Origin of the sequence: Erwinia sp. QL-Z3 (genome assembly GCF_004551645.1) — a bacterium.
Taxonomy (GTDB): Bacteria; Pseudomonadota; Gammaproteobacteria; order Enterobacterales; family Enterobacteriaceae; genus Erwinia; species Erwinia billingiae.
Genome location: NZ_CP037950.1, coordinates 2,640,985 through 2,662,635, shown reverse-complemented (window position 1 = coordinate 2,662,635; position 21,651 = coordinate 2,640,985). Strand labels below are relative to the sequence as shown.

The 21,651-nt window shown below is 55.3% G+C and carries 22 protein-coding genes, 1 tRNA gene and 1 pseudogene; 14 read left to right on the top strand and 10 right to left on the bottom strand.

The features are described 5' to 3' along the window. Positions 1 to 796: 796 nt before the first annotated feature. Positions 797 to 1,204, top strand: coding sequence for a hypothetical protein (locus E2F51_RS12910; protein ID WP_013201158.1), 408 nt, complete (start codon positions 797 to 799; stop codon positions 1,202 to 1,204). A 405-nt stretch (positions 1,205 to 1,609) separates the two neighbouring features. After that, positions 1,610 to 2,329, top strand: a pseudogene (locus tag E2F51_RS12900) (site-specific integrase); the annotation flags it as partial. A 24-nt stretch (positions 2,330 to 2,353) separates the two neighbouring features. Here the strand turns inward: E2F51_RS12900 and E2F51_RS12895 are convergent. Further along, a tRNA-Arg gene (locus E2F51_RS12895) sits at positions 2,354 to 2,430 on the bottom strand. A gap of 183 nt (positions 2,431 to 2,613) precedes the next feature. On the opposite strand from E2F51_RS12895, the gene folD reads away from it, so the two are divergent. Then, the gene (gene folD / locus E2F51_RS12890) at positions 2,614 to 3,480 is read left to right on the top strand and encodes a bifunctional methylenetetrahydrofolate dehydrogenase/methenyltetrahydrofolate cyclohydrolase FolD (RefSeq protein ID WP_013201156.1); all 867 of its coding nucleotides are present in this window, start codon (positions 2,614 to 2,616) and stop codon (positions 3,478 to 3,480) included. Continuing rightward, entirely contained in the window at positions 3,480 to 3,692 is a 213-nt protein-coding gene (ybcJ, locus tag E2F51_RS12885; protein WP_013201155.1) for a ribosome-associated protein YbcJ, read from the top strand. The genes folD and ybcJ overlap by 1 nt, the downstream gene beginning before the upstream one ends. Before the next feature lie 37 nt (positions 3,693 to 3,729). Here the strand turns inward: ybcJ and E2F51_RS12880 are convergent, their stop codons facing one another. Continuing rightward, the gene (locus tag E2F51_RS12880) at positions 3,730 to 4,818 is read right to left on the bottom strand and encodes an AAA family ATPase (RefSeq protein WP_134823629.1); all 1,089 of its coding nucleotides are present in this window, start codon (positions 4,816 to 4,818) and stop codon (positions 3,730 to 3,732) included. Between the two features lie 67 nt (positions 4,819 to 4,885). After that, positions 4,886 to 6,274 carry a cysteine--tRNA ligase gene (gene cysS, locus E2F51_RS12875; RefSeq protein WP_134823628.1) on the bottom strand — a complete coding sequence of 463 codons (1,389 nt, stop codon included), beginning with the start codon at positions 6,272 to 6,274 and terminating at the stop codon, positions 4,886 to 4,888. A 233-nt stretch (positions 6,275 to 6,507) separates the two neighbouring features. On the opposite strand from cysS, the gene ppiB reads away from it, so the two are divergent. From ppiB to E2F51_RS12850, 5 genes are all read left to right on the top strand, one after another. Continuing rightward, entirely contained in the window at positions 6,508 to 7,002 is a 495-nt protein-coding gene (ppiB, locus tag E2F51_RS12870) for a peptidylprolyl isomerase B (protein ID WP_013201152.1), read from the top strand. Then, positions 7,002 to 7,727: a UDP-2,3-diacylglucosamine diphosphatase gene (lpxH, locus tag E2F51_RS12865; protein ID WP_134823627.1), complete on the top strand. Its 726-nt coding sequence runs from the start codon at positions 7,002 to 7,004 to the stop codon at positions 7,725 to 7,727. The genes ppiB and lpxH overlap by 1 nt, the downstream gene beginning before the upstream one ends. Before the next feature lie 147 nt (positions 7,728 to 7,874). Then, entirely contained in the window at positions 7,875 to 8,384 is a 510-nt protein-coding gene (purE, locus tag E2F51_RS12860) for a 5-(carboxyamino)imidazole ribonucleotide mutase (RefSeq protein ID WP_134823626.1), read from the top strand. Continuing rightward, positions 8,381 to 9,451, top strand: coding sequence for a 5-(carboxyamino)imidazole ribonucleotide synthase (gene purK / locus E2F51_RS12855; protein WP_134823625.1), 1,071 nt, complete (start codon positions 8,381 to 8,383; stop codon positions 9,449 to 9,451). The genes purE and purK overlap by 4 nt, the downstream gene beginning before the upstream one ends. 453 nt (positions 9,452 to 9,904) lie before the next feature. Continuing rightward, the gene (locus E2F51_RS12850; RefSeq protein ID WP_013201148.1) at positions 9,905 to 10,648 is read left to right on the top strand and encodes a LuxR family transcriptional regulator; all 744 of its coding nucleotides are present in this window, start codon (positions 9,905 to 9,907) and stop codon (positions 10,646 to 10,648) included. On the opposite strand, the gene E2F51_RS12845 is transcribed toward E2F51_RS12850, so the two are convergent. The 3 genes from E2F51_RS12845 to ybbA all read right to left on the bottom strand — a co-directional run bounded on the left by E2F51_RS12845 (position 10,616) and on the right by ybbA (position 14,526). Further along, positions 10,616 to 11,269, bottom strand: coding sequence for an acyl-homoserine-lactone synthase (locus tag E2F51_RS12845; RefSeq protein WP_134823624.1), 654 nt, complete (start codon positions 11,267 to 11,269; stop codon positions 10,616 to 10,618). The two genes, E2F51_RS12850 and E2F51_RS12845, sit on opposite strands and share 33 nt — an antisense overlap. A gap of 156 nt (positions 11,270 to 11,425) precedes the next feature. Continuing rightward, complete coding sequence (ybbP, locus tag E2F51_RS12840) at positions 11,426 to 13,843, bottom strand: putative ABC transporter permease subunit YbbP (RefSeq protein WP_134823623.1); 2,418 nt, start codon at positions 13,841 to 13,843, stop codon at positions 11,426 to 11,428. After that, complete coding sequence (gene ybbA, locus E2F51_RS12835; RefSeq protein WP_134823622.1) at positions 13,840 to 14,526, bottom strand: putative ABC transporter ATP-binding protein YbbA; 687 nt, start codon at positions 14,524 to 14,526, stop codon at positions 13,840 to 13,842. The genes ybbP and ybbA overlap by 4 nt, the downstream gene beginning before the upstream one ends. On the opposite strand from ybbA, the gene tesA reads away from it, so the two are divergent. The 5 genes from tesA to E2F51_RS12810 all read left to right on the top strand — a co-directional run bounded on the left by tesA (position 14,497) and on the right by E2F51_RS12810 (position 18,339). Further along, the gene (tesA, locus tag E2F51_RS12830; RefSeq protein WP_013201144.1) at positions 14,497 to 15,120 is read left to right on the top strand and encodes a multifunctional acyl-CoA thioesterase I/protease I/lysophospholipase L1; all 624 of its coding nucleotides are present in this window, start codon (positions 14,497 to 14,499) and stop codon (positions 15,118 to 15,120) included. The genes ybbA and tesA overlap by 30 nt on opposite strands. Positions 15,121 to 15,151: 31 nt before the next feature. After that, complete coding sequence (locus tag E2F51_RS12825; protein ID WP_134823621.1) at positions 15,152 to 15,925, top strand: SDR family oxidoreductase; 774 nt, start codon at positions 15,152 to 15,154, stop codon at positions 15,923 to 15,925. Positions 15,926 to 16,002: 77 nt separating this feature from the next. Continuing rightward, positions 16,003 to 16,860: a co-chaperone YbbN gene (locus E2F51_RS12820; RefSeq protein WP_134823620.1), complete on the top strand. Its 858-nt coding sequence runs from the start codon at positions 16,003 to 16,005 to the stop codon at positions 16,858 to 16,860. Between the two features lie 97 nt (positions 16,861 to 16,957). Continuing rightward, a complete protein-coding gene (locus tag E2F51_RS12815) occupies positions 16,958 to 17,875 on the top strand; it encodes an SPFH domain-containing protein (RefSeq protein WP_013201102.1) in 918 nt (305 codons plus the stop codon). Then, positions 17,872 to 18,339, top strand: coding sequence for an NfeD family protein (locus tag E2F51_RS12810; protein ID WP_134823619.1), 468 nt, complete (start codon positions 17,872 to 17,874; stop codon positions 18,337 to 18,339). Before E2F51_RS12815 ends, E2F51_RS12810 begins: the two co-directional genes overlap by 4 nt. Here the strand turns inward: E2F51_RS12810 and E2F51_RS12805 are convergent. Genes E2F51_RS12805 through E2F51_RS12790 form a run of 4 tightly spaced genes read right to left on the bottom strand, consistent with a single transcriptional unit; the run spans position 18,308 to position 21,642 of the window. Then, positions 18,308 to 19,501: a PotD/PotF family extracellular solute-binding protein gene (locus tag E2F51_RS12805; RefSeq protein WP_013201100.1), complete on the bottom strand. Its 1,194-nt coding sequence runs from the start codon at positions 19,499 to 19,501 to the stop codon at positions 18,308 to 18,310. The genes E2F51_RS12810 and E2F51_RS12805 overlap by 32 nt on opposite strands. Then, positions 19,501 to 20,580: a GTP-binding protein gene (locus tag E2F51_RS12800; RefSeq protein WP_134823618.1), complete on the bottom strand. Its 1,080-nt coding sequence runs from the start codon at positions 20,578 to 20,580 to the stop codon at positions 19,501 to 19,503. The genes E2F51_RS12805 and E2F51_RS12800 overlap by 1 nt, the downstream gene beginning before the upstream one ends. 3 nt (positions 20,581 to 20,583) lie before the next feature. Beyond that, positions 20,584 to 20,880, bottom strand: coding sequence for a hypothetical protein (locus E2F51_RS12795; protein WP_013201098.1), 297 nt, complete (start codon positions 20,878 to 20,880; stop codon positions 20,584 to 20,586). A gap of 15 nt (positions 20,881 to 20,895) precedes the next feature. Then, positions 20,896 to 21,642 (bottom strand): SDR family NAD(P)-dependent oxidoreductase, encoded by a 747-nt coding sequence (locus tag E2F51_RS12790; protein ID WP_209215544.1) that lies wholly within the window; start codon positions 21,640 to 21,642, stop codon positions 20,896 to 20,898. Positions 21,643 to 21,651: the final 9 nt, after the last annotated feature.

Here is a 21,651-nt window from a genome sequence, read left to right as displayed (position 1 = left end):
TTTAGCATGCCCAAAAGGACAGCATCCACATGGTGGAACTGGCTCACATCATAAAGGTGGCTATTGTTCTTTTGATTAAAGACTGGTTGGGCAAGGATGCCCATAGATTAAAAAAGGCCCACCAGAGAGGGCTCGTAACAACAATCTAAGGAGAGATAATATGGGGGAAACACACAACAACCTGTTCATCATCATGTGAATAATCTCCTTCTTCCCATGCCAGAGAATGGTTAGGAAAGCAGACTTAGGATGGCCAATGGCTCTGGTTCTTTCAATTCCAGTGATCCACTACATCTCGCTCTACTTCTTTGCTTTCAGGAAGTGGCCTAGCTTACCTAAAGCTTGCTCCCAGAAAGCAAAAACCCGCCTGGTGGCGGGTTTAATATAAGGTATCTTTACTCATCACATTAACTATGTGATGGCAAGAGTCGGAACTGAATGCCCTTCCCTTAACTGCCCTATTATCTTGCCTGCCGCCCTTTCGCCTTAAAGCTCGAAACAGAGCATATCCCCTGACATTGGATTAGAGCCGGAGAGAGAATGGCCTCTTCTCTACCCCCTAAAATAATCGCCCGAAAAATAAACCGCTCATGTGAATCAATTCGTCAGATGGCTAAACGGATGGGCATCCGCTTCTTAACTGCTCGCGGTGTGGGTCTGCTAGCAAAATCCTAGCCAAGTTTATGACACAAACACTGTATTTATATACAGTATTTTGCTTTGAAAATGATTAGTTTTCGGTTACTATTTTTCCTGAGTCAATACGATAAACTACTAAACTGAAAAGGAATTAATCATGTCTGATACAGCTGAACAACTTGCTAGTCAAGCAATTGAAAAAGTCAACGAATTGAAAGAGCTCGCTATTAATGCGGACGTAGCGCTGAGCGATGCGCAGTCACAGATTGAAGGCTATTTCAATCAGGTCGGGGAATTAGAAAGCAAAGTTGACGATCTCGAAAACCGCTGTGAAGTGTATCGAAACGAGATTTTGACCGATAGCGAGATGATTGGTTTAGCCATTGAAATCATGGATAAGATTAAATCAAAGAATGATTCTGGTGTTTTCACTATGCCTATTGATGAGCAAAATCAGCTCAATGAGACATTGATGTACCTTAAGCAACGCAAAGAAAGCATTGAACAGTATCGTACTGCCACCGATCCCAAACCACGCACCTATGAACAATATCGTAATCCGTAATACATATTTTTGATTAATGTGACCGCCTTCGGGCGGTTTTTTGTTTTCTAAATTCAGGAGCCACCTCATGCATGCAGACATAACAGACCAGCCCGCTGAGCTTGAAGAACTGGAAAGGACTATCGCTTTGGCTAACAGGCAGTAGGCGGAACCGCCGTCACCCATTTGCCGCAATGGCAATTGTGGGGAGCCATCTCAGCCGGGCGCGAGCTACTGCTGCCCGGAGTGCAGGAAAGATGATGAGCTTAATCAGTGGGCAGGCAAACAACGGAGGGTGACATGACTGAAGCAGAGAAAACCTTTGAGCACTACATGGATGAGATTATCCAGTGGGCAGGCCAGACCGGAAAGCGCCGCTTAATCTGGACCATACCGCGCTGCACTCTGGCCCGTGAGGTGTGGATGGAATTGCACGACCAAAGAAAAGCTGAGCTGTAGCGGATAGAGAAACTCGGTGATTTTCCCAGCGTGACTTTTGACGAAGCCTGCATGCGCTGGCTTGAAGAGAAAGCACACAAAAAGTCACTGGATGCCGATAAAGGCCGGATGGGATTCTGGCTGATTCACTTTGAGGGTGTTCTGTTGAAGGACATTACCGAAGCGAAGATTTACACCGCTGTAAGCAGGATGAATAACAGGAAGTCTGAGGAGCGCTGGAAACAGCGGGCTGCAGGGATGCAGAAGAAGGGAATCGATATGGGGGTTTATAAACCGGAGCCGGTTTCAACTTCAACGAAGGCGAAGCACCTGGCTTTAATGAAAGCATTGATGCGGGCGGCGGAGCGTGACTGGAAGGGGATCGAAAAAGGGCCGGTAATTAAGGTTCCTCAGGAAAGGAAAATGCGGGTTGATTCAAATACTGCATGGAGAGCCGCACTTGTTCGGGCGGGTATAGAGGACTTCCGTTTTCACGACTTGCGACATACGTGGGCGAGCTGGCTTATTCAGGCAGGAGTGCCACTGTCAGCATTGCAGGAAATGGGAGGTTGGGAAAGTATCGAGATGGTACAGCGTTATGCTCATCTGGCACCGAACCATTTGACCGAGCATGCACGTCATATTGATGCGATTTATAGTGCCTCTGTCCCAAATCTGTCCCACAAGGAAAATTTGAAGTCAGGGTGAGTCTTGCAACTCATTGAAATATAATGGTACGCCCTACAGGATTCGAACCTGTGACCTACGGCTTAGAAGGCCGGTGCTCTATCCAACTGAGCTAAGGGCGCATTGGGAACTGCGTCGAATTATACGGTGCGCACCTGCTGAGTCAACGATTTATCGGGCTGACGCGCTCTGTTGCTGCACTATTGAACAGTGTGCCTTGAAACTGTGCCTGACAGCAGCGTCCGCTTCTGACAAAATAGGCACCAATCCCCGTATTAACTCAACACAGATGGATCCCCTCTCTGATGGTAGCAAAGATTATTGACGGTAAAACGATTGCGCAGCAGGTGCGACAAGAGGTTGCGGTAAAAGTACAGCAGCGTCTGGCCGCTGGAAAACGCGTCCCAGGCCTGGCAGTCGTTCTGGTCGGTGAGAACCCGGCCTCGCAGATTTATGTCGGCAGCAAACGCCGTGCCTGTGAAGAAGTGGGGTTCCTCTCCCGCTCCTACGATCTGCCCGCCTCCACCAGCGAAGCCGAGCTGCTTGAACTGATCGACACGCTGAATCACGATGGCGAAATCGACGGGATCCTGGTTCAGCTGCCTTTGCCGGCCGGCATTGATAACGTGAAGGTGCTGGAAAGCATTTCGCCGTCGAAAGACGTGGATGGCTTCCACCCGTATAACGTTGGCCGCCTGTGTCAGCGTGCGCCTAAGCTGCGCCCTTGTACGCCTCGCGGCATCGTTACCCTGCTCGAACGCTACAACATCGATACCTTCGGTATGAATGCCGTGGTGGTGGGTGCGTCCAATATTGTTGGACGTCCGATGAGCATGGAGCTGCTGCTGGCCGGCTGCACCACCACCGTTACGCACCGTTTCACCAAAGATCTGCGCCACCATGTGGAACATGCCGATCTGCTGGTGGTTGCGGTGGGCAAACCGGGCTTTATTCCGGGTGACTGGATCAAACCGGGCGCGGTAGTGATTGATGTGGGGATTAACCGCCTCGAAAGCGGCAAAGTGGTGGGAGATGTCGACTTCGACGCCGCCTCTGAGCGCGCTTCTTATATTACCCCAGTACCAGGCGGCGTAGGCCCGATGACCGTGGCAACGCTGATTCAGAATACGCTGTACGCCTGCGAAACTTTTGATGATGGAGCAGTAGAATAATGGCCACTTTCTCTTTAGGTAAACATCCGCACGTCGACCTGTGCGATCTGCTGAAGCTGGAAGGTTTAGTTGAAAGCGGCGCGCGCGCCAAAGCGCTGATCGCCGAGGGCAATGTCACCGTTGATGGCGTGGTGGAAACCCGTAAACGCTGCAAGATTGTCAGCGGTCAGACCGTGGTGTTTGAAGGTAACAGCATTTCAGTCGTCGAATAATGCCTGCTGCCCCACCGCGCTGGTGGGGCTGTTGATCCTACAGCACCACCGTTTCCCCTTCCCTTTGCGCCAGCTGATAATGGCGAAGCTCACAATGCCTGCCAATTTGCTCCGCCAGGTGGGACGAGTGGCTGGTGACCCAAATCTGGCTGTAACGGCTTGCTTCAGCAATTAACAACGCCAGCGCGGGCAATAAATCCGGATGCAGACTGTTCTCCGGTTCATTAATTGCCATAAACGTCGGCGGCCTTGGGCTGAGCAGCGCCACCACCAGGCACAGAAAACGCAGCGTGCCATCGGACAGTTCTGCCGCATCAAGCGGACGCAGAATGCCTTCACGCTGCATCAGCATCTGAAAGCGGCCACCCTGCTCTTCCACAAAGAATTCACTGCCTGGAAAGGCTTCCGCCAGCACCGAATACAGCAACTCGGTATGTCCACGCTCGCGCAGCGTTTCAAACGCCGCGGCCAGATTATGGCCGTCATGTGCCAGCACCGGTGCGCGGATACCGACCTGCGGCGCGCGAATCGGCGATCCCGGCCAGACGGCAAATTCATGATAGAAACGCCACTTGCGCATATTTTCGCGCACCTGCGAGACTTCCGGATAAAGATGGGGATCGGACAGTTGCGAAAAAACCGACTCTTCTTCATGTAATGAGGAAGGATAGGCTATCCGCTCGCCCTGAATATTATTCAGGAAGGCCGCCTGGTTTTTGCGTTCTAATAACAGCGAGGACGGTCGACGGCGTTGACCGGATAACCAGATGTGCTCGGCTTTGACCAAGGGATCGAGGTTAAACAGGCTGATCAACGGCTCGGGAAAACCAATTTCCAGCTGATAGGCGTAATCCTCCATTTCCACACCCAGCACCATTCGTTTGCCGTTACGCTTGTTTTCGCCCCGCTTCGGCGCGCCGGCCCACATCGTTTTCTGGATACCGCCCTCGTCTGCCAGCGCGGCCGATAATCGCCCGCTCGCCGCTTCGTGCAGCAGACGCACGGCTTTATACAGGTTCGATTTGCCACAGCCGTTCGGTCCGCTAATCACATTCAACTGCGAGAGCGGCAGTTCGACATCGCGAATGGAGCGGAATCCCGCCAGTGAGAGTTGCTTAATGGTCATAAACGCCTCCTGCAGATAGCAAAAAGGGGCTTTCGCCCCTTATGGTGTTGACTGCCGTATCACCCGATTACTTGCGACGCCAGCTGGTACCCTGCGGGCCGTCTTCCAGCACGATGCCCATCGCCACCAGTTTGTCGCGCGCCATGTCCGCCTGCGCCCAGTTCTTCTCGCGGCGCGCATCCAGACGCTGTCTGATCAACGCTTCAATTTCTGCCACTTCATCATCGTTGCTCTGCGCGCCGTTTTGCAGGAACAGCTCCGGATCCTGCTCCAGCAGGCCCAGCACGCCAGCCAACTGGCGAAGTTTAGCCGCCAGGCCGTTAGCCGCCGACATATCTTCTGCTTTCAGGCGGTTCACCTCACGCGCCATATCAAACAGCGCGGAATAGGCTTCCGGGGTGTTGAAATCGTCGTCCATCGCTTCGCGGAAGCGCGTTTCAAACACCTCGCCACCGGCAGGCTCAGCGCTGCGGTCGGTGTTGCGAATGGCGGTATAAAGACGCTCCAGCGCCGAACGCGCCTGCTTCAGGTTATCTTCGCCGTAGTTCAACTGGCTGCGATAGTGGCCTGACATCAGGAAACAACGCACGGTTTCTGCATCGAAGTGCTGCAACACATCACGCACGGTAAAGAAGTTATTCAATGACTTGGACATCTTCTCGCGGTCAATCATCACCATGCCGGAGTGCATCCAGTAGTTGACGTAAGGACCTTCGTGAGCACAGGTGGATTGCGCAATCTCGTTCTCATGGTGCGGGAACATCAGATCCGATCCGCCACCGTGGATATCAAAATGCTCGCCCAGCTGTTTGCAGTTCATCGCGGAACACTCGATGTGCCAGCCAGGACGGCCTTCGCCCCATGGAGAGGACCAGCTTGGCTCGTTGGCTTTCGACATTTTCCACAGCACAAAGTCCATCGGATTGCGCTTCACGTCCTGCTCAACTTCCACGCGCGCGCCTGCCTGCAGCTGCTCAAGATCCTGACGGGATAACTGGCCGTACTGCGGATCGCTTGGCACCGAGAACATCACATCGCCGTTGCTGGCCACGTACGCATGCTCGCGATCGATCAGCTTACTGACGATCTCAATGATCTCGCTGATATGGCGCGTGGCACGCGGTTCCTGATCCGGCGGCAGAATATTCAGCGCGGCAAAATCCTTGTGCATTTCGCCGATCATCCGGTTAGTCAGCACCTCAACGGTTTCGCCATTTTCATTGGCGCGCTTGATAATCTTGTCGTCAATATCGGTGATATTGCGGACATAATTGAGTGAATAGCCGAGATAACGCAGATAACGTGCTACCACGTCAAACGCCACAAACGTTCTGCCGTGGCCAATATGACACAGGTCGTAAACGGTAATGCCGCACACGTACATGCCGATCTTACCTGCATGAATAGGTTTGAATTCCTCTTTTTGACGACTCAGGGTATTAAAAATCTTTAGCATTGAGACATTCCGTTTTGACGTGTGCGGGTTAAAACCAGTAAAAGGCTTATTCTGACGTATTGTTAACGGAAGCGCCACGCAAAGCAAGGTTATGCCCCGTGCCGTTTATGCACTGGTGCTGACTCGTCATCACATTTTGTGATATAAAAGCCGTCTATTAATTGCGTACTGGCGCCCTCGTGCTGCCGGTGCTGCTCTACCATTCACACTTCCAACCTTTACAGGATGAGAACATGGTCACTTTCCAGACAAATCATGGCGATATCGTTATCAAAACCTTCGATGACAAAGCGCCAGCTACCGTAGCTAACTTCCTGGATTACTGCCGTGAAGGTTTCTACGACAACACGATTTTCCACCGTGTCATCAATGGCTTTATGGTTCAGGGCGGCGGCTTCGAGCCGGGCATGAAGCAGAAAGACACCAAAGAAGAAATCCAGAACGAAGCCAGCAACGGCCTGAAAAACACCAAGGGTACGCTGGCAATGGCCCGTACTCAGGCGCCTCACTCGGCAACTGCGCAGTTTTTCATTAACGTGGCAGACAACGACTTCCTGAACTTCCGTGACGAAAGCCTGCAGGGCTGGGGTTACTGTGTGTTTGCTGAAGTCGTTGAAGGCATGGACGTGGTTGAGAAAATCAAAGCGGTCGCCACTGGCCGTAGCGGTATGCACCAGGACGTTCCTAAAGAAGACGTTGTGATCCAGAAAGTCACCGTCAGCGAATAATGCCTCACACGCTGTTTATCGCAGATTTACATCTGTGCGCAGAAGAACCGGCAATTACTGCCGGTTTTCTTGCTTTTTTACGCCGTGATGCGTTGCATGCCGATGCGCTGTATATTCTCGGCGACCTGTTTGAAGCCTGGATTGGCGATGACGATCCTGACCCGCTTCATGCTGAGATCGCGGCCGCACTGCTGACCCTGAAGCAACAGGGGATCCCCTGCTATTTTATTCACGGTAACCGCGACTTCCTGGTTGGCAAACGCTTTGCCCGCGCCAGCGGCATGACCTTATTGCCGGAAGAACAGGTGCCGGAACTTTACGGAAAGCGCATGTTGATCATGCATGGCGACACGCTCTGCACCGACGATCAGGGCTATCAACGCTTCCGCAAAAAAGTGCATCAGCCCTGGCTGCAATGGCTGTTCCTTGCCCTTCCTTTATTTGTCCGCCAGCGGATTGCGCTGAAGATGCGCGCAGGCAGTAAACAGGCGAACAGCAGCAAAGACGTGACCGTCATGGACGTGAATGATGAAGCCGTAAAAGCCGCGATGACCCGTCATCAGGTGCAGTATCTGATCCACGGCCATACGCATCGCCCGGCAATTCATCCGCTTGAGGTGAATGACCAGCCTGCCGAAAGACTGGTGCTGGGTGCCTGGCATCACGAAGGTTCAATGATCCGCGTTAGCGAAGACGAAACCACCCTTATTTCCTTCCCATTCTGAGCCCTAAAAAAATCCCGCAAATGCCCGTTTCATGCCTGGGCAAACGTTTTCCTTGATGCCGAGTCATGCTATCCTCTTTGCCCTTCCCATCTGACCGCCTAAACGGCTTTCAGGTGACGTATGTACAATCACAGGAGTCAGACCCGCATGTCATCCAACGCCGCGCAGGCCCGCATCGCTATTGTTATGGGTTCCAAAAGTGACTGGGCAACCATGCAATTTGCCGCCGAGATCCTCACTACTCTGGCTGTGCCCTTCCAGTGTGAAGTCGTTTCGGCGCACCGCACCCCGGACAAGCTGTTCAGCTTCGCTGAGCAGGCTGCGGATAATGGCATTCAGGTGATCATTGCTGGCGCTGGCGGCGCGGCGCATCTTCCGGGAATGATTGCGGCGAAAACGCTGGTGCCGGTGCTGGGCGTGCCGGTGCAGAGCGCAGCGCTGAGCGGCGTCGACAGCCTTTACTCCATCGTGCAGATGCCACGCGGTATTCCGGTTGGCACCCTGGCGATTGGTAAAGCCGGTGCGGCCAATGCGGCGCTGCTGGCGGCGCAGATTCTGGCCACCCACGATGTGGAACTGCGTTCACGGCTGGCAGCATGGCGTCAGGCACAGACCGATGAAGTGCTGAATAACCCGGATCCGCGGGAGGAAGCATGAAGCCGGTCTGCGTATTAGGAAATGGTCAGCTGGGCCGCATGTTACGTCAGGCTGGCGAGCCGCTGGGCATCGCCGTCTATCCGGTAGGATTAGATGCCGAGCCGGAAGCGCTGCCGATCCAACAAAGCGTGATCACTGCGGAAATCGAACGCTGGCCGGAAACCGCCCTGACGCGCGAACTGGCGAACCATAACGCCTTCGTGAACCGCGATATTTTCCCGCGTCTGGCCGATCGCCTGACACAGAAGCAGTTACTGGACCAGCTGGGTCTGGCCACCGCGCCCTGGCAGCTGCTAGCGGATGCCGCAGAGTGGCCGCAGGTGTTCAACACCCTCGGTGAACTGGCCATCGTTAAGCGCCGCACCGGCGGTTATGACGGCCGTGGTCAATGGCGTCTGCGCGCGACGGATACGGATTCGTTGCCAGCCGATTGCTACGGTGAATGCATCGTTGAGCAGGGCATCAACTTTTCTGGCGAAGTGTCGCTGGTGGGCGCACGCGGCCATGATGGCAGCACCGTTTTCTATCCGTTGACCCATAACCTGCATGAGGACGGTATTCTGCGCACCAGCGTCGCCTTCCCGGATCCTGACGCAGCCCTGCAGAAGCAGGCCGAAACCATGCTGTCAGCCATTATGCATGAGCTGAAGTACGTCGGCGTGATGGCGATGGAGTGCTTTGTGGTGCCGGAAGGCCTGCTGATTAACGAACTGGCGCCACGCGTTCATAACAGCGGGCACTGGACGCAAAACGGCGCGTCCATCAGCCAGTTTGAACTGCATCTGCGGGCGATCCTCGATCTGCCTTTGCCGACGCCGGTGGTCAGCATGCCGTCAGTGATGGTTAACCTGATTGGCACCGCCGTGAATCTGGACTGGCTGAATCAGCCGCTGGTGCACCTGCACTGGTACGAAAAAGAGGTTCGTCCCGGCCGCAAGGTGGGCCATCTGAACCTGTCGGACGTGAGCAAACCGGCGTTGCAGGCCGCTATTGAGGCGCTGGTGCCGCAGTTACCCGCTGAATATGCCAGCGGCATCGCCTGGGCGGTTGAGAAATTGCAGAGCTGATGGGAAAAATCTGGCAGGAACGTCGGACAAACGGACGATTTTCCTGCCCGAGCTGCAAAAGGACAGTCCTTAACTGTACTTAAGTATGGCTATCAATTGCCTGGCAAAAAACGTATTGTATTGGCGAACAAAAATATAAATATTCTTTATTATTAGTACATTAGATTTAATTTGCCAACACCAAGGGAACCAGTACCAAATTTGTTGTGTATAAAAAGGTAAATAATATTCACCTTTACGATACCCCTGATGCGATCTGGTTTACCCTTACCGCCCCGCCCTTCTCTGTCAGTCTGACATCAAAAACGCCTGATTTTTCCGCCGACTTCTCCGACTTTATCAAGCGGTGCTTTTCCCCCGATCCTTTGCGCGCCGGGGTTAGGCGAATGTTTGGAGTTATGATAAAATTCTGTATTAACTATGGAAGAAATATTTTCCCAGGGAGATAATGACATGGCTAAATTATTTTTTGATAATCAGGCTATTAATACGTCAGTCAAAGAGTATCTGGAAAGGAAGCTGGTCCAGTTCAATAACATTAAATACGCCTATGCCATTATGAGTAAAAGGAATCCGGCGGATTTCTCCATTATCTCTAACCGGCAGGAGTGGTTCAAGGTTTATATCGAGAACAATTTCCAGTTTATCGATCCGGTGTTGATTACCGCTCTTTACCGTATGACGCCTTTCTCCTGGGATGAAAACCTGATGCTGAATAAAGGCGTCAAGGTACCCAAGCTGTTTGATATGGCAAGAAACCACGACATTATTAACGGTTATACCTTTGTGCTGCATGACCATAATAATAATCTGGTGGTGTTGTCGATTATGCTGGATAAACACTGCGACGATAATATTGAAGAGCTGATCCAGCTTAACAAAGATAAATTGCAGATGTTATTGATCACCACGCATGAAAAGCTGACACAGCTCTATCAGGAGCAGTCCAGAAAAGCCGATTTCGAAGAGATGAACACCCGCGAACTGTTCACCAGCCGCGAAAACGAGATCATTTACTGGGCCAGCGTCGGCAAATCCTACCAGGAAATCGCCCTGATCCTTGGGATCAAACTCACCACGGTGAAATACCATATCGGCAATGCGGTGAAGAAGCTGGGCGTAACCAATGCTAAACACGCCATCCGTCTGGGGATAGAGCTGAACCTAATCCGTCCGGTGCTTCCTGACGGGGAATGACAGCGGCCAGCTATCCAGTTCGCAGCGTAATGCGGGAACCTTCGCTTTCACCAGCGCCATCAGCGTTGACTGGTTCCCGGCATCGACAGGCATAAAAATCAGATAGATATTCTCCTGCTTCTCTGACATTGCCTGTTCCACCACCGAAACCTTCCAGCCTGACTTTTTAAATATCAGGTACATCGGATGGCTGACAATGGCGTAAATCCCTTCGTAACCATAATGCCGGGCATAATTGATCATCGAGAGAAAAAGTAACGCGCTGACCGGCTGCTGCTTAAGCTCTTTCGCCTGAACCTGATCCTTATCGATAAATAACCGGCTGGCTTCGACATAATTACCCTCTGGCAGATCAATATTTTTAAACCAGGATTTAAAGGTACCGGTAATCATATTCGGGTATTTAATTTCGATCAAGCGCAGGCTGCAAATACAGGACTCTTTATAAATGCCGAAAATATAGGTGGTGCGCGGATTGTCGTATTGATCCGACTCCATATTATTTTCAGTATTGACCATCCAGTTAAGACGATCTTTGAAGACTTTTTTACGAAGAGAAAACAGCTCCTGAGATTTTAATTCAGACAGGAAATTATATTTCACATCAAGCAGGTGCAGCATACTTACTCCATCCTTAGCTAAATTTTGCGCTAATAATACCTGCAATATTAACCTGTCACAAAGCACTATCCGAGAAGGATGTGAGTCGCGAGGCGAAAAAGGATAAGGATGGCGGGGGAAGAAATGAAGCAGGCCGGAGCGATCCGGCCTGTTTTTTTAGTCTGCGTTATAGCTTCTGAACAACGCTTTGCCTTTCAGCAACCGCACGCCCAGCCAGCCGCCGCACACTGACAGCAGCACCGCGCCGGTCAGCGGCAGCGCGACCCACAGCACAAAGTCTGGCTCCCACGGGAAGTCGAACACCTTGCGCTGCAGTCCCCATAAGGCGGCTTCGGCACCCATGGCGGCAGCCAGACCGGAAACGCCACCTAACAACGCAAACTCACTCCACAGCGTCCCGCGCAGCAGTTTCTTACTGGCACCCAACGTGCGGTAGACCACTAACTCCTGTCTGCGCTGGCGCATGCCAACCTGAACCTGCGCCAGCAGCAGCAATATGCCGCAGGCGGTTACCAGAATCACCATGATTTCCAGCGCCTGGCTGACCTGTGCCAGAACCTGGCTAATCTGGCGCAGGATGCTGCCGATATCCAGCAGGCTCAGGGTGGGGAATTCCCGGTTGAGCTGAGCCAGCAAGGCATTGTTGCCTTCCAGACGGAAGCTGGTCAGCCAGGTTTGCGGCTGATCGTCCAGTGCGCCAGGCGGGAAGATAAAGAAGAAGTTTGGCTTCAGGCTCTCCCAGTCAACTTTGCGCAGGCTGGTGATTTTGGCCGAGAACTCCTGCGTATCGCCGGTAAAGGTCAGCGTATCGCCGAGCTTCACGCCCAGTCGTCCGGCCAGCGCCTCTTCCATCGACACCTCGCCTTTTTTCGGCGGCCAGCTTCCTGCCGTCAGCGGATTATGATCCGGCAGCTGTTCCTGCCAGGTCAGATTCAGCTCGCGGTTTAAGGCATTATCCAACGCTGGATCGGCGGGCTTCTGGTTGATGCCAGTCAGCCGGACGCGGGCAACCGGATAGAAGGTTTGCGGCTCAACGTGATTCTTCTCCAGGAAGGTTTTCACCTGAGGCACCTGATCCTGGGTGAGATTAAGCAGGAAATAGTTTGGGCTGCCCGGCGGAAGCTGTTGCTGCCAGCGGTCCAGCAAATCCCCGCGCATCACCAGCAGCAAAGCCAGCAGCATAAAGGACAGCGAGAAAGCCGCCAGCTGGCTGAGCGTGGTCCAGGGCTGACGTAACAGCCGGTTGATTGCCAGCCTGAACGCCAGATTACGTACGCTAAGACGGCGGAGCAGCATTAATCCGCCCCAGCCAATCGCCCCCAGCAGTGCAGACAACAGGATAATCCCGCCGACCAGCGCCCACAGTAATTTGCTGCCGCCCACCAGCAACGCCAGCAGCGCAATCACCACCAACGCCATGGCCGGCAAATAGAACTTCAGCGGCCAGACATCGGCCACGACATCACGGCGCAGTACGCGCAACGGCTGAGTCGCCAGCAGCAGGCGATAAGGACGAAGGCCCACCAGCAGCGAGATGATAAACAGCGAGCCGATGGCCCACAGCCACGGCCAGGCGCTGGCGGCAGGCAGTTCACCCGGCAGCACCGGCTTCAACATCCGCAGCAGCAGTACTTCAAAGCCCATGCCGATCGCCCCACCGCACACCGCGGCCAGCAGCAGCACCGCCAGCCATTGGCCGACAATCAGCTTTCTTAACGCGGCACGATTGGCGCCCAAAGTCTTCAGCACCGCGACCAGATCGTAACGGCTCTTACAGTAATGACTCATGGCCACGGCCACGGCGGCAATCGCCAGCATCAGCGTCAGCAAGGCCGACAGCAACAGGAACTGCTGGGCACGCACCATCGACTTGCCCAGCGCATCTTCCGAATTCTCTACGCTGATCCAACGCTGATCGGGTTTGATCTGCGCGCTGATATAGCTGTCGTAACGGCTGAGCTGCTCAGGGTTGCCTGCAAACTTATAACGCCAGGTCACGCGGCTCCCCGGCTGGATCGCCCCGGTTTTGCCGACGTCAGCCAGATTCATCAGCAGCCGTGGCGCAGTCTGGAACGGGTTAAAGCCCGCATCGGGCTCCTGAACCACCTCACCCGCCACGCGTAACGTGGTATCGCCGACATCCAGATTTGCGCCAGATTTCAGGTTGAGCAACGCCAGCAGACGCGGCGCGGCAAGCACGGTGCCGGCCGCAGGTTTCAGCCCCGCAGGTTCCGTTGCCAGCGTGCCAAACATCGGATAGAGATCGTCGACCGCTTTAACCGACGCCAGCTGCGGCGTATCGGCGGCAAAGGTCATGGTCATGAACGTCAACTGGCGTCCGACCTGTAATCCTTCTTTCTTCGCTTCGTCCAGCCAGGCTTGCGGCACTTCCCGCGAGCTTTGCAGCGTCCGGTCGCCGGCCATAAAATCGCGGCTTTGCTGGGTCAGGCCTTTTTCCATGCGATCGCTGAGTGACCCCAGCGCCAGCACGCAGGCCACGGCCAGCGTCAGGGCCAGCCAGACAATCAGCAACGATGGCGATTTCCATTCACGCCAGAACCACCGCCAGATCATGCTTCCTCCCACAGCTTACCGTCGCGCACCCGTAAGCGTCGGTCGCAGCGGGCGGCGAGCTGTTCATCGTGAGTGACCAGAATCAGCGTGGTGGCAAGGTCGCGGTTAAGCGAAAACAGCAGGTCGGCAATGCGATCGCCGGTTTTACGATCCAGGTTGCCGGTGGGCTCATCGGCAAACAGCAGCGCCGGTTTGCCGTTAAAGGCGCGTGCCAGCGCCACGCGTTGCTGCTCGCCACCGGACAGCTGCGAAGGCAGATGCGTCAGGCGCTCTGACAGTCCAAGCTGAGCCAGTAACGCCTGCGCCTGTTCGCGACTGTGACGATCGCTCTCGCCGCGCAGCAACGCCGGTAGCTGCACGTTTTCTAACGCGTTTAGCGTCGGCACCAACATGAACGACTGGAAAACAAAACCGACGCTTTTGGCCCGCAGTTCAGCGCGTTGCTCCTCATCCATTTTGTGCAGCGGCGAGCCCAGCAGAAAGACTTCACCTTCGGAACCGTCATCCAGACCAGCCAGAATACCCAGCAGAGTCGACTTACCGGAACCCGACTCGCCAATCAACGCGATGGTCTCAGCCGGTTTGACAACCAGCTCAACTCCGGTAAGGATGGAAAGCTGATGCTCACCCTGACCGACGGACTTACTAAGACGATGAACTTCAAGAATGTTTTCCGCTGGCATTACCCTTTCCTGTTATTATTGGCCCTGATGTCGCTGCGCGCGACGGCGGCAGATACGCTGTTAGTGCTGGGCGATAGTTTAAGCGCCGGTTACCGGATGTCCGCCACCACGGCATGGCCCGCGTTACTCAATGATAAATGGCAGAAATCGCCCACTATCATTAACGGTAGCATAAGCGGCGACACTGCCACCCAGGGGCTTGCGCGCCTGCCCTCGCTGCTGAAGCAGCATCAACCGCGTTGGGTGCTGATAGAACTGGGAGGAAACGACGGTTTACGGGGCTTCCCACCGCAAAACATTGAGCAGGACTTGAGTAAAATTATTGCTCAGGTAAAAGCGGCAAACGCACAGCCGTTGCTGATGCAAATCCGTCTGCCGGCCAATTACGGCCGCCGCTATACCGCGTCGTTCAGTGACATTTACCCGAAGCTGGCAAAAGAAAATGCCATCCCGCTGGTGCCTTTCTTTATGGAACAGGTGTACCTGAAACCAGAATGGATGCAACAGGATGGGATCCACCCCAATCCCGATGCCCAGCCGTTTATTGCCGGGCTGATGGCCAAAGAACTGGCTCCACTAGTTAAGCATGAGTAACGGGGTTTGCAGACGGCTCACAGGTAAAGTTATGCAAAAAATCATAGTAATAACCGGCTGTTCCAGCGGAATTGGCCTGGTCGCCGCCAACGATTTACTGCGTCGTGGCTATCACATTTATGCGGCCTGTCGTAAGCCGGCAGACGTGGCGCGGATGAATGAACTGGGCTTTACCGGCATTCAGCTCGATTTGAACGACAGCGAGAGCGTTGAGCGCGCCGCCGCAGAAATCCTCACCCTCAGCGAAGGGCGCGTGTTCGGCCTGTTTAATAACGGCGGCTACGGCGTGTATGGCCCGCTGGAGTCGATTTCCCGTCAGCAGATGGAACAGCAGTTCGCCACCAATCTGTTTGGCACCCACCAGCTGACCACCCTACTTTTGCCGGCATTGCGCGCCAGTGGCCAGGCGCGGATTGTGAATACCAGTTCGGTTTTAGGGCTGATTTCCACACCCGGTCGCGGCACCTATGCCGCCAGTAAATATGCGCTGGAAGCCTGGTCCGATGCGCTGCGCATGGAGCTGCACGGCAGCGGCATTCGCGTCAGTCTGATTGAACCGGGTCCGATTAAAACCCGCTTTACCGATAATGTCAGCCAGGGGCAGTCAGACAAACCGGTGAGGAACCCTGGGATTGCTGCCCGTTTCACGCTGCCACCCGAAGCAATTTTGCCAAAGTTGCGCCATGCTTTAGAGAGTAAGCATCCGCGCCTGCGCTACCCGGTGACGGTTGTCGCCCATGGCATGAGCCTGTTGCGCCGTTTACTGCCCGGCTGGATGCTGGATCGCATTTTGCGCGGGAAATAGCCGGATCGCGACGATAAGCCTTGAAGCACCGCGCTGCGCCCCAATAAAGTAAGAAACCCGGATAAAGAGACAAATTCATGTCACCACAAGCTGCAATTGTTACGATTAACGAAACCAACCTGCAACAGACGCTAGAGCAGTCGATGCAGGTGCCGGTACTGTTTTACTTCTGGTCTGCCCGCAGCCAGCATTGCCAGGAGCTGTCACCGGTGCTGGAGCGCCTTGCGCAGGAGTATGCCGGTCAGTTCATCCTCGCCGAGCTGGATTGCGACGCCGAACCGGCAGTCGCGCAACAGTTTGGTCTGCGCTCTATTCCGACCGTTTATCTGTTCCAGAATGGCCAGCCGGTTGATGGCTTCCAGGGACCGCAGCCGGAAGAAGCGATCCGCGCGCTGTTGGAAAAAGTGCTGCCAAAGCCGGAAGAACTGAAGGCGCAGGAAGGCATGCAGTTAATGGATGAAGGCAAAGTGCTGGATGCCCTGCCGCTGCTGAAAGACGCCTGGCAGCTGAGTAACCAGAACAGTGAAATGGGCTTCCTGCTGGCAGAAGCGCTGATTGCCTTAAACCGCAGCGAAGAAGCTGAGCAGGTGCTGAGCGTCGTGCCGTTGCAGGACAAAGATACCCGTTATCAGGGATTGATGGCGCAGATCGACCTGTTGAAGCAGGCGGCCGATACGCCGGAGCTCCAACAGCTGCAACAACAGCTGGAAGCGGAACCTGAAAATGCTGAGCTGGCGACCAAACTGGCGCTGCAACTGCATCAGGTGGGACGAAATGAAGAGGCGCTTGAGCTGCTGTTTACCCATCTGAAGAAAGATTTGGGCGCGGCCAATGGTCAGGCGCGCAAAATGCTGCAAGAGATCCTGGCCGCGCTGGGAACGGGCGATGCACTGGCGGCGAAATACCGCAGACAGCTCTACTCTTTGCTGTACTGATCCTCCCGGAACCGTTCCGCCTGCTGCACAGGCAGGCTGAATGATGACGGGGTTGGGCCGAATGAGTCGGCCCAGGTAACAACAATCCGGAGGTTATATGCTTACAGTCATTCCTGTCATTATTGTTCTGGCCCTCATTATTGTCTGGTCAGGCATTAAAATTGTCCCGCAGGGCTATCAGTGGACGGTGGAACGCTTTGGCCGCTATACCAAAACCCTGCAGCCTGGCCTGAATCTTCTGGTGCCGTTTATGGATCGTGTCGGTCGCAAGATCAGCATGATGGAACAGGTGCTGGATATCCCCTCGCAGGAAATCATCTCTAAAGATAACGCCAGCGTCACCATTGATGCGGTCTGTTTTACCCAGGTGGTGGATGCGCCGCGTGCTGCCTATGAAGTGCGTAATCTTGAACTGGCGATCGTCAATCTGACCATGACCAATATGCGAACGGTACTGGGGTCAATGGATCTGGATGAGATGCTGTCGCAGCGCGATAACATCAATACCCGCCTGCTGCGCATCGTCGATGAAGCGACCAATCCGTGGGGCGTTAAAATCACCCGTATTGAAATCCGTGACGTGCGGCCGCCGGTTGAACTGATCGCCTCAATGAATGCGCAGATGAAAGCCGAACGTACCAAGCGCGCCGGTATTCTTGAAGCCGAAGGGGTGCGTCAGGCCGCGATCCTGCGGGCTGAAGGTGAGAAGCAATCACAGATTCTGAAAGCCGAAGGTGAACGCCAGTCGGCCTTCCTGCAGGCTGAAGCCCGCGAACGTAGCGCGGAAGCGGAAGCGATTGCCACCAAAATGGTTTCTGAGGCGATTGCCGCCGGCGACATTCAGGCCATCAACTACTTCGTTGCGCAGAAGTACACCGATGCGCTGCAAAAAATTGGTTCGTCCAACAGCAGCAAAATCGTGATGATGCCGCTGGAAGCCAGCAGCCTGATGGGTTCCATTGCGGGGATTGCTGAGTTGATGGGCGAGAGCAAAAAGGAACGGGGTGTGAAATGATCACCGAGCTGTTAGCGAACCCCTGGTGGCTGTGGCTGTCGGTCGGTGGCGTGCTGCTGGCGGCGGAAATGCTCGGTGCCAGCGGCTACCTGCTGTGGAGTGGTGTCGCAGCCCTGCTGGTCAGCCTGCTGGTGTGGCTGGTGCCGCTGCCATGGGAATGGCAGGGCGTCAGCTTTGCGCTGTTAACGGTGCTTTCGGCGCTGTGGTGGTATCGCTGGCTGAAAGGCAAAGATCGCCAGCGGCCGCCCTCTTCGCTTAATCAGCGCGGCATTCAGCTGATAGGCCGCGAACTGACGCTGGACGAAACGCTGGTCGATGGCTTTGGCCATGTGCGCATTGGTGACAGCGGCTGGCGTGTGCAGGCGGCTGAAAACTTCCCGGCGGGCACCCCGGTCACGGTGGTTGCCGTGGAAGGGGTCACGCTGAAAATCATCAGGCGCGCAGGAAGTCCTGCCAGCGTCTGACCAGATAGTTATGTTCATCCATCACTGAGTTCCAGACGCCAATATGGCTCATCCGCTGTTCGTAGCTGCCGCCATCGCGAACTTCGCCTTTGGCGATCAGCGGTTGGCCTGAGGCATCAGGCAACACGTCACTGGCCGGTTTTCCGCCATACCAGAAATCCCATTCCGCTTCCGACAAATGCTCGCGCGTACGTTGCGGATTGGAGATGTAATAGCCCTGACGGGCCATAATGGCGCCAGGCCAGCCCGACTGCCACCAGTTAAGGTAGGCGTAAGCCGCATCCTTAATTTTCCCCGTCGCGCAGCGCGACAGTGACATGCCGCCGTACCAGGCGCGGTAACCTTCTTTTGGCGTTGCCAGTTTATAGCCGCTCTGACGGAAGTGGTGCCGGAAATAGGTCGGAGCCCACAGGCTTTGCACGCCGACCTGCTGATTTTCAATCAGCGCACAGGCCTCATCCTGAGTAGACCAGAAGGCGGCGAAATGTCCCTGGCGCTGCAATCCCGCCAGCACGCCGGTCAGGCTATCAATCTCTTCCAGCGTCAGATTGCCGACGTTGCTGAATTCGCCCAGCCCGGCGCCCTGCACGGCCAGCACCGCATCCAGCGCGCCCATGGCCGCATCATCCTGCAATGCCGCCTGGCCCGAAAACGCCGGATGGAGTAACCAGCCCCAGCTCTCCTCTTCGCGGCTTAACGCGGCGGGTAGCCGGTCGGCATGGTAAGCAAAACTGTCGGCATTGTGCGTCAACGGCAGCATGCTGATCAGCTCTGTCGGCTGGCCGCCAAGGCTGCCATCGTGCTGCACATACAGACGGTTGACCGGGACGCTGCCATCGCCCAGCTTGCCGCCGGGGATCAAGGTGCCCTGCTTCGGCAACGCGTTGATTTCATCCCAGTATTTCAGTCGGCTGATTTCCAGCGGCTGAATGGCGCGGGCTGGCCAGACAAAATCGATATTGTGGAACCACTGATCGTAAAGATCGTAGCTTTCAGGCTCCATTACCGCGATGCGCTGAGCATCTTCCACGCTGCGTAACAGGTAGACAATTTTGATGCCTAAATCCTGTTCGGCACGCAGGCGAAGGCGCTCAAGCAGCGTTACCGACGTCCCCAGTACGCGCAGAGTGATTTGATTGGTCGCCACGGCCGCGGAGTTCATTACTTATCACCGATTAAAAAGGGCTGCTGAAAACGCAGGAAGGCGCTCTGCAACCGCGAGGCGCTAAGGCCCCGGAGAATAAATACCAGCTGGGAGCTTTCCAGCTCGCCCGGCCAGTCTGTCAGATGAACCGGCGGATGCAGGCTGTGCTGAACGCCATGGATCACCACCGGCGTGTCGCTCTCCTGAACCCGTAAGATGCCTTTCATCCGCAGTATCGCACTGCCATGACAGTGTAATAGCATCGACAGCCAGACCGCAAAGGCCGCCCAGTTAAACTTCTCCGTCAGTGTAATCACACAGGTTTCCGTTTGCGGATGATGGATGCCGAGGCGGGCGACCGCGGTAGCGTCGGCCTTGAGAGCTGCCGTTGCCGGGGCCGGATCGCTGCTGATGACGCCGATCTTTTCCGCCGCCAGATTGCCCAGCCAGCGAAAACGCTGCTGAGCGCTGCCTTCACTGATAGCGGCTTCGAACAGCGTATCGGCCTGATGCAGAAAGGTGGTGGTTTCAGCAATTTCGGCCAGCGGGTTGAGCTGCTGAAGATAGGCTTCCAGCTGATGCCGCTGCGCCGTGCTTACCCGATCGCCTTTACTCACCGCCAGCTTATCTGCCGCCGTAACCTGCGCCAGCCATTCCGGCTGGTTTTGTGCCTGCTGCCAGCCGTGCTCAGCATCGACCAGCGTCACCAGCACGCCCTGCGCAAAGTGATACTGCAGCTGACGATCGTGCAGCAAGGTAGAGAGGATTGGCGAGGGATCGGCCAGACCGGTGGTTTCAAGGATCACCTTTTTAAACGGCGGCAGCTGTCCGCGCTCACGCCGTTCGCTCAGATCCAGCAGCGCCTGCTTCAGTTCTCCCCGTACCTGGCAGCAGACGCATCCGCTGGGCAGTAACACCGTATCCGGCGCAACTTCGCCCAACAGCAGATGATCGATGCCCACCTCACCAAACTCGTTAACCAGCAGCGCAACGTCTGCCAGCGCCTGTCCGCCCAGCCAGCTTTTGAGCAGCGTGGTTTTACCGCTGCCCAGGAAGCCACTCAGCACGTGAACCGGGATCTTCTGCCCATCCTGCATCTGCTACCTCGTCTGTTCCAGTGCATCCAGCCAGTCATCATCCAGCGGATCCAGCGGACGCTTTAACAGCGCTTCCGCTTCCTGCCAGATTTGCTCCAGGCTGTTAACTATCACCTGCTGCCCGGTCGGGCTGGCCAGCACCCAGCTAGTGTGAAAATCCGTCAGCTTCAGGCGGAAAGGGGCCAGCGCATGGTTTAACATCGCCATTTGCTGCAGCCGCAGCTGTCGGCGGGGCAAGGTATTTTGCAGCGGATCGCTCCACTGCGGACCGCTATCCAATAAACCACATACGCCACACATGTTGCGCTCCTTGTTTCAGGGCATCACGTCGCCGGAGTTCGGCCCAAGGGTCTGCCCGACAAACAGGTTGCCGCCGGGTTCACTTGCCAGCAGCAGCGCCACCGGTGCAATCTCCTCTGCCCGGCCAAAACGGCCTAAAGGCAGTTCGGCGGCTTTGGCTTTCTTCCACTCGCTGTTCAGACCCTCAATCAGCGGCGTTTCGATCGGGCCTGGCGCAATGGCATTCACCAGCACATTCTGCGCGGAAACTTCCAGCGCCAGCGATTTGGTAAAGCCAATCACACCCGCTTTGGCGGCAGCATAGTGGCAAAGCTCTGCTCCACCCTTGATGCCGAGCTGTGACGCCACGTTGATAATGCGACCCCATTTCTGCGCCAGCATCCATGGCAGCGCGCGTTGTGAAGCGAGAAATACGCTGCGAAGATCGACCGCCATCATCTCGTCCCACATCGCGAGGCTGATATCAGTGCAGCGCGCCTGGCTGAGCATCCCGGCGTTGTTGACCAAAATATCGATGCCGCCGAACTGTTCGACACAGGCATCAACCCCCGACTGCGCGCCCGCCACCTGGCCGACGTCCGCCATCACGCCGATGCAGTCAGCTCCCCGTTCACGGCAGGCCGCAACCGCGTTTTGCAGGTTATCCGCATGACGATCGGTCAGCACCAGTCGCGCGCCCTCGCGGGCGAACAGGCTGGCGATGGCCAGGCCAATTCCGCTGGCAGCACCGGTGATGACCGCTCTTTTCTGTTCCAGTTGCATCATTGCCTC

Coding starts and splice junctions, on each gene's coding strand:
- E2F51_RS12910 (WP_013201158.1), top strand. CDS start 797: ATGTCTGATACAGCTGAACAACTTGCTAGTCAAGCAATTGAAAAAGTC.
- folD (WP_013201156.1), top strand. CDS start 2,614: ATGGTAGCAAAGATTATTGACGGTAAAACGATTGCGCAGCAGGTGCGA.
- ybcJ (WP_013201155.1), top strand. CDS start 3,480: ATGGCCACTTTCTCTTTAGGTAAACATCCGCACGTCGACCTGTGCGAT.
- E2F51_RS12880 (WP_134823629.1), bottom strand. CDS start 4,818: ATGACCATTAAGCAACTCTCACTGGCGGGATTCCGCTCCATTCGCGAT.
- cysS (WP_134823628.1), bottom strand. CDS start 6,274: ATGCTAAAGATTTTTAATACCCTGAGTCGTCAAAAAGAGGAATTCAAA.
- ppiB (WP_013201152.1), top strand. CDS start 6,508: ATGGTCACTTTCCAGACAAATCATGGCGATATCGTTATCAAAACCTTC.
- lpxH (WP_134823627.1), top strand. CDS start 7,002: ATGCCTCACACGCTGTTTATCGCAGATTTACATCTGTGCGCAGAAGAA.
- purE (WP_134823626.1), top strand. CDS start 7,875: ATGTCATCCAACGCCGCGCAGGCCCGCATCGCTATTGTTATGGGTTCC.
- purK (WP_134823625.1), top strand. CDS start 8,381: ATGAAGCCGGTCTGCGTATTAGGAAATGGTCAGCTGGGCCGCATGTTA.
- E2F51_RS12850 (WP_013201148.1), top strand. CDS start 9,905: ATGGCTAAATTATTTTTTGATAATCAGGCTATTAATACGTCAGTCAAA.
- E2F51_RS12845 (WP_134823624.1), bottom strand. CDS start 11,269: ATGCTGCACCTGCTTGATGTGAAATATAATTTCCTGTCTGAATTAAAA.
- ybbP (WP_134823623.1), bottom strand. CDS start 13,843: ATGATCTGGCGGTGGTTCTGGCGTGAATGGAAATCGCCATCGTTGCTG.
- tesA (WP_013201144.1), top strand. CDS start 14,497: ATGAACTTCAAGAATGTTTTCCGCTGGCATTACCCTTTCCTGTTATTA.
- ybbA (WP_134823622.1), bottom strand. CDS start 14,526: ATGCCAGCGGAAAACATTCTTGAAGTTCATCGTCTTAGTAAGTCCGTC.
- E2F51_RS12825 (WP_134823621.1), top strand. CDS start 15,152: ATGCAAAAAATCATAGTAATAACCGGCTGTTCCAGCGGAATTGGCCTG.
- E2F51_RS12820 (WP_134823620.1), top strand. CDS start 16,003: ATGTCACCACAAGCTGCAATTGTTACGATTAACGAAACCAACCTGCAA.
- E2F51_RS12815 (WP_013201102.1), top strand. CDS start 16,958: ATGCTTACAGTCATTCCTGTCATTATTGTTCTGGCCCTCATTATTGTC.
- E2F51_RS12810 (WP_134823619.1), top strand. CDS start 17,872: ATGATCACCGAGCTGTTAGCGAACCCCTGGTGGCTGTGGCTGTCGGTC.
- E2F51_RS12805 (WP_013201100.1), bottom strand. CDS start 19,501: ATGAACTCCGCGGCCGTGGCGACCAATCAAATCACTCTGCGCGTACTG.
- E2F51_RS12800 (WP_134823618.1), bottom strand. CDS start 20,580: ATGCAGGATGGGCAGAAGATCCCGGTTCACGTGCTGAGTGGCTTCCTG.
- E2F51_RS12795 (WP_013201098.1), bottom strand. CDS start 20,880: ATGTGTGGCGTATGTGGTTTATTGGATAGCGGTCCGCAGTGGAGCGAT.
- E2F51_RS12790 (WP_209215544.1), bottom strand. CDS start 21,642: ATGCAACTGGAACAGAAAAGAGCGGTCATCACCGGTGCTGCCAGCGGA.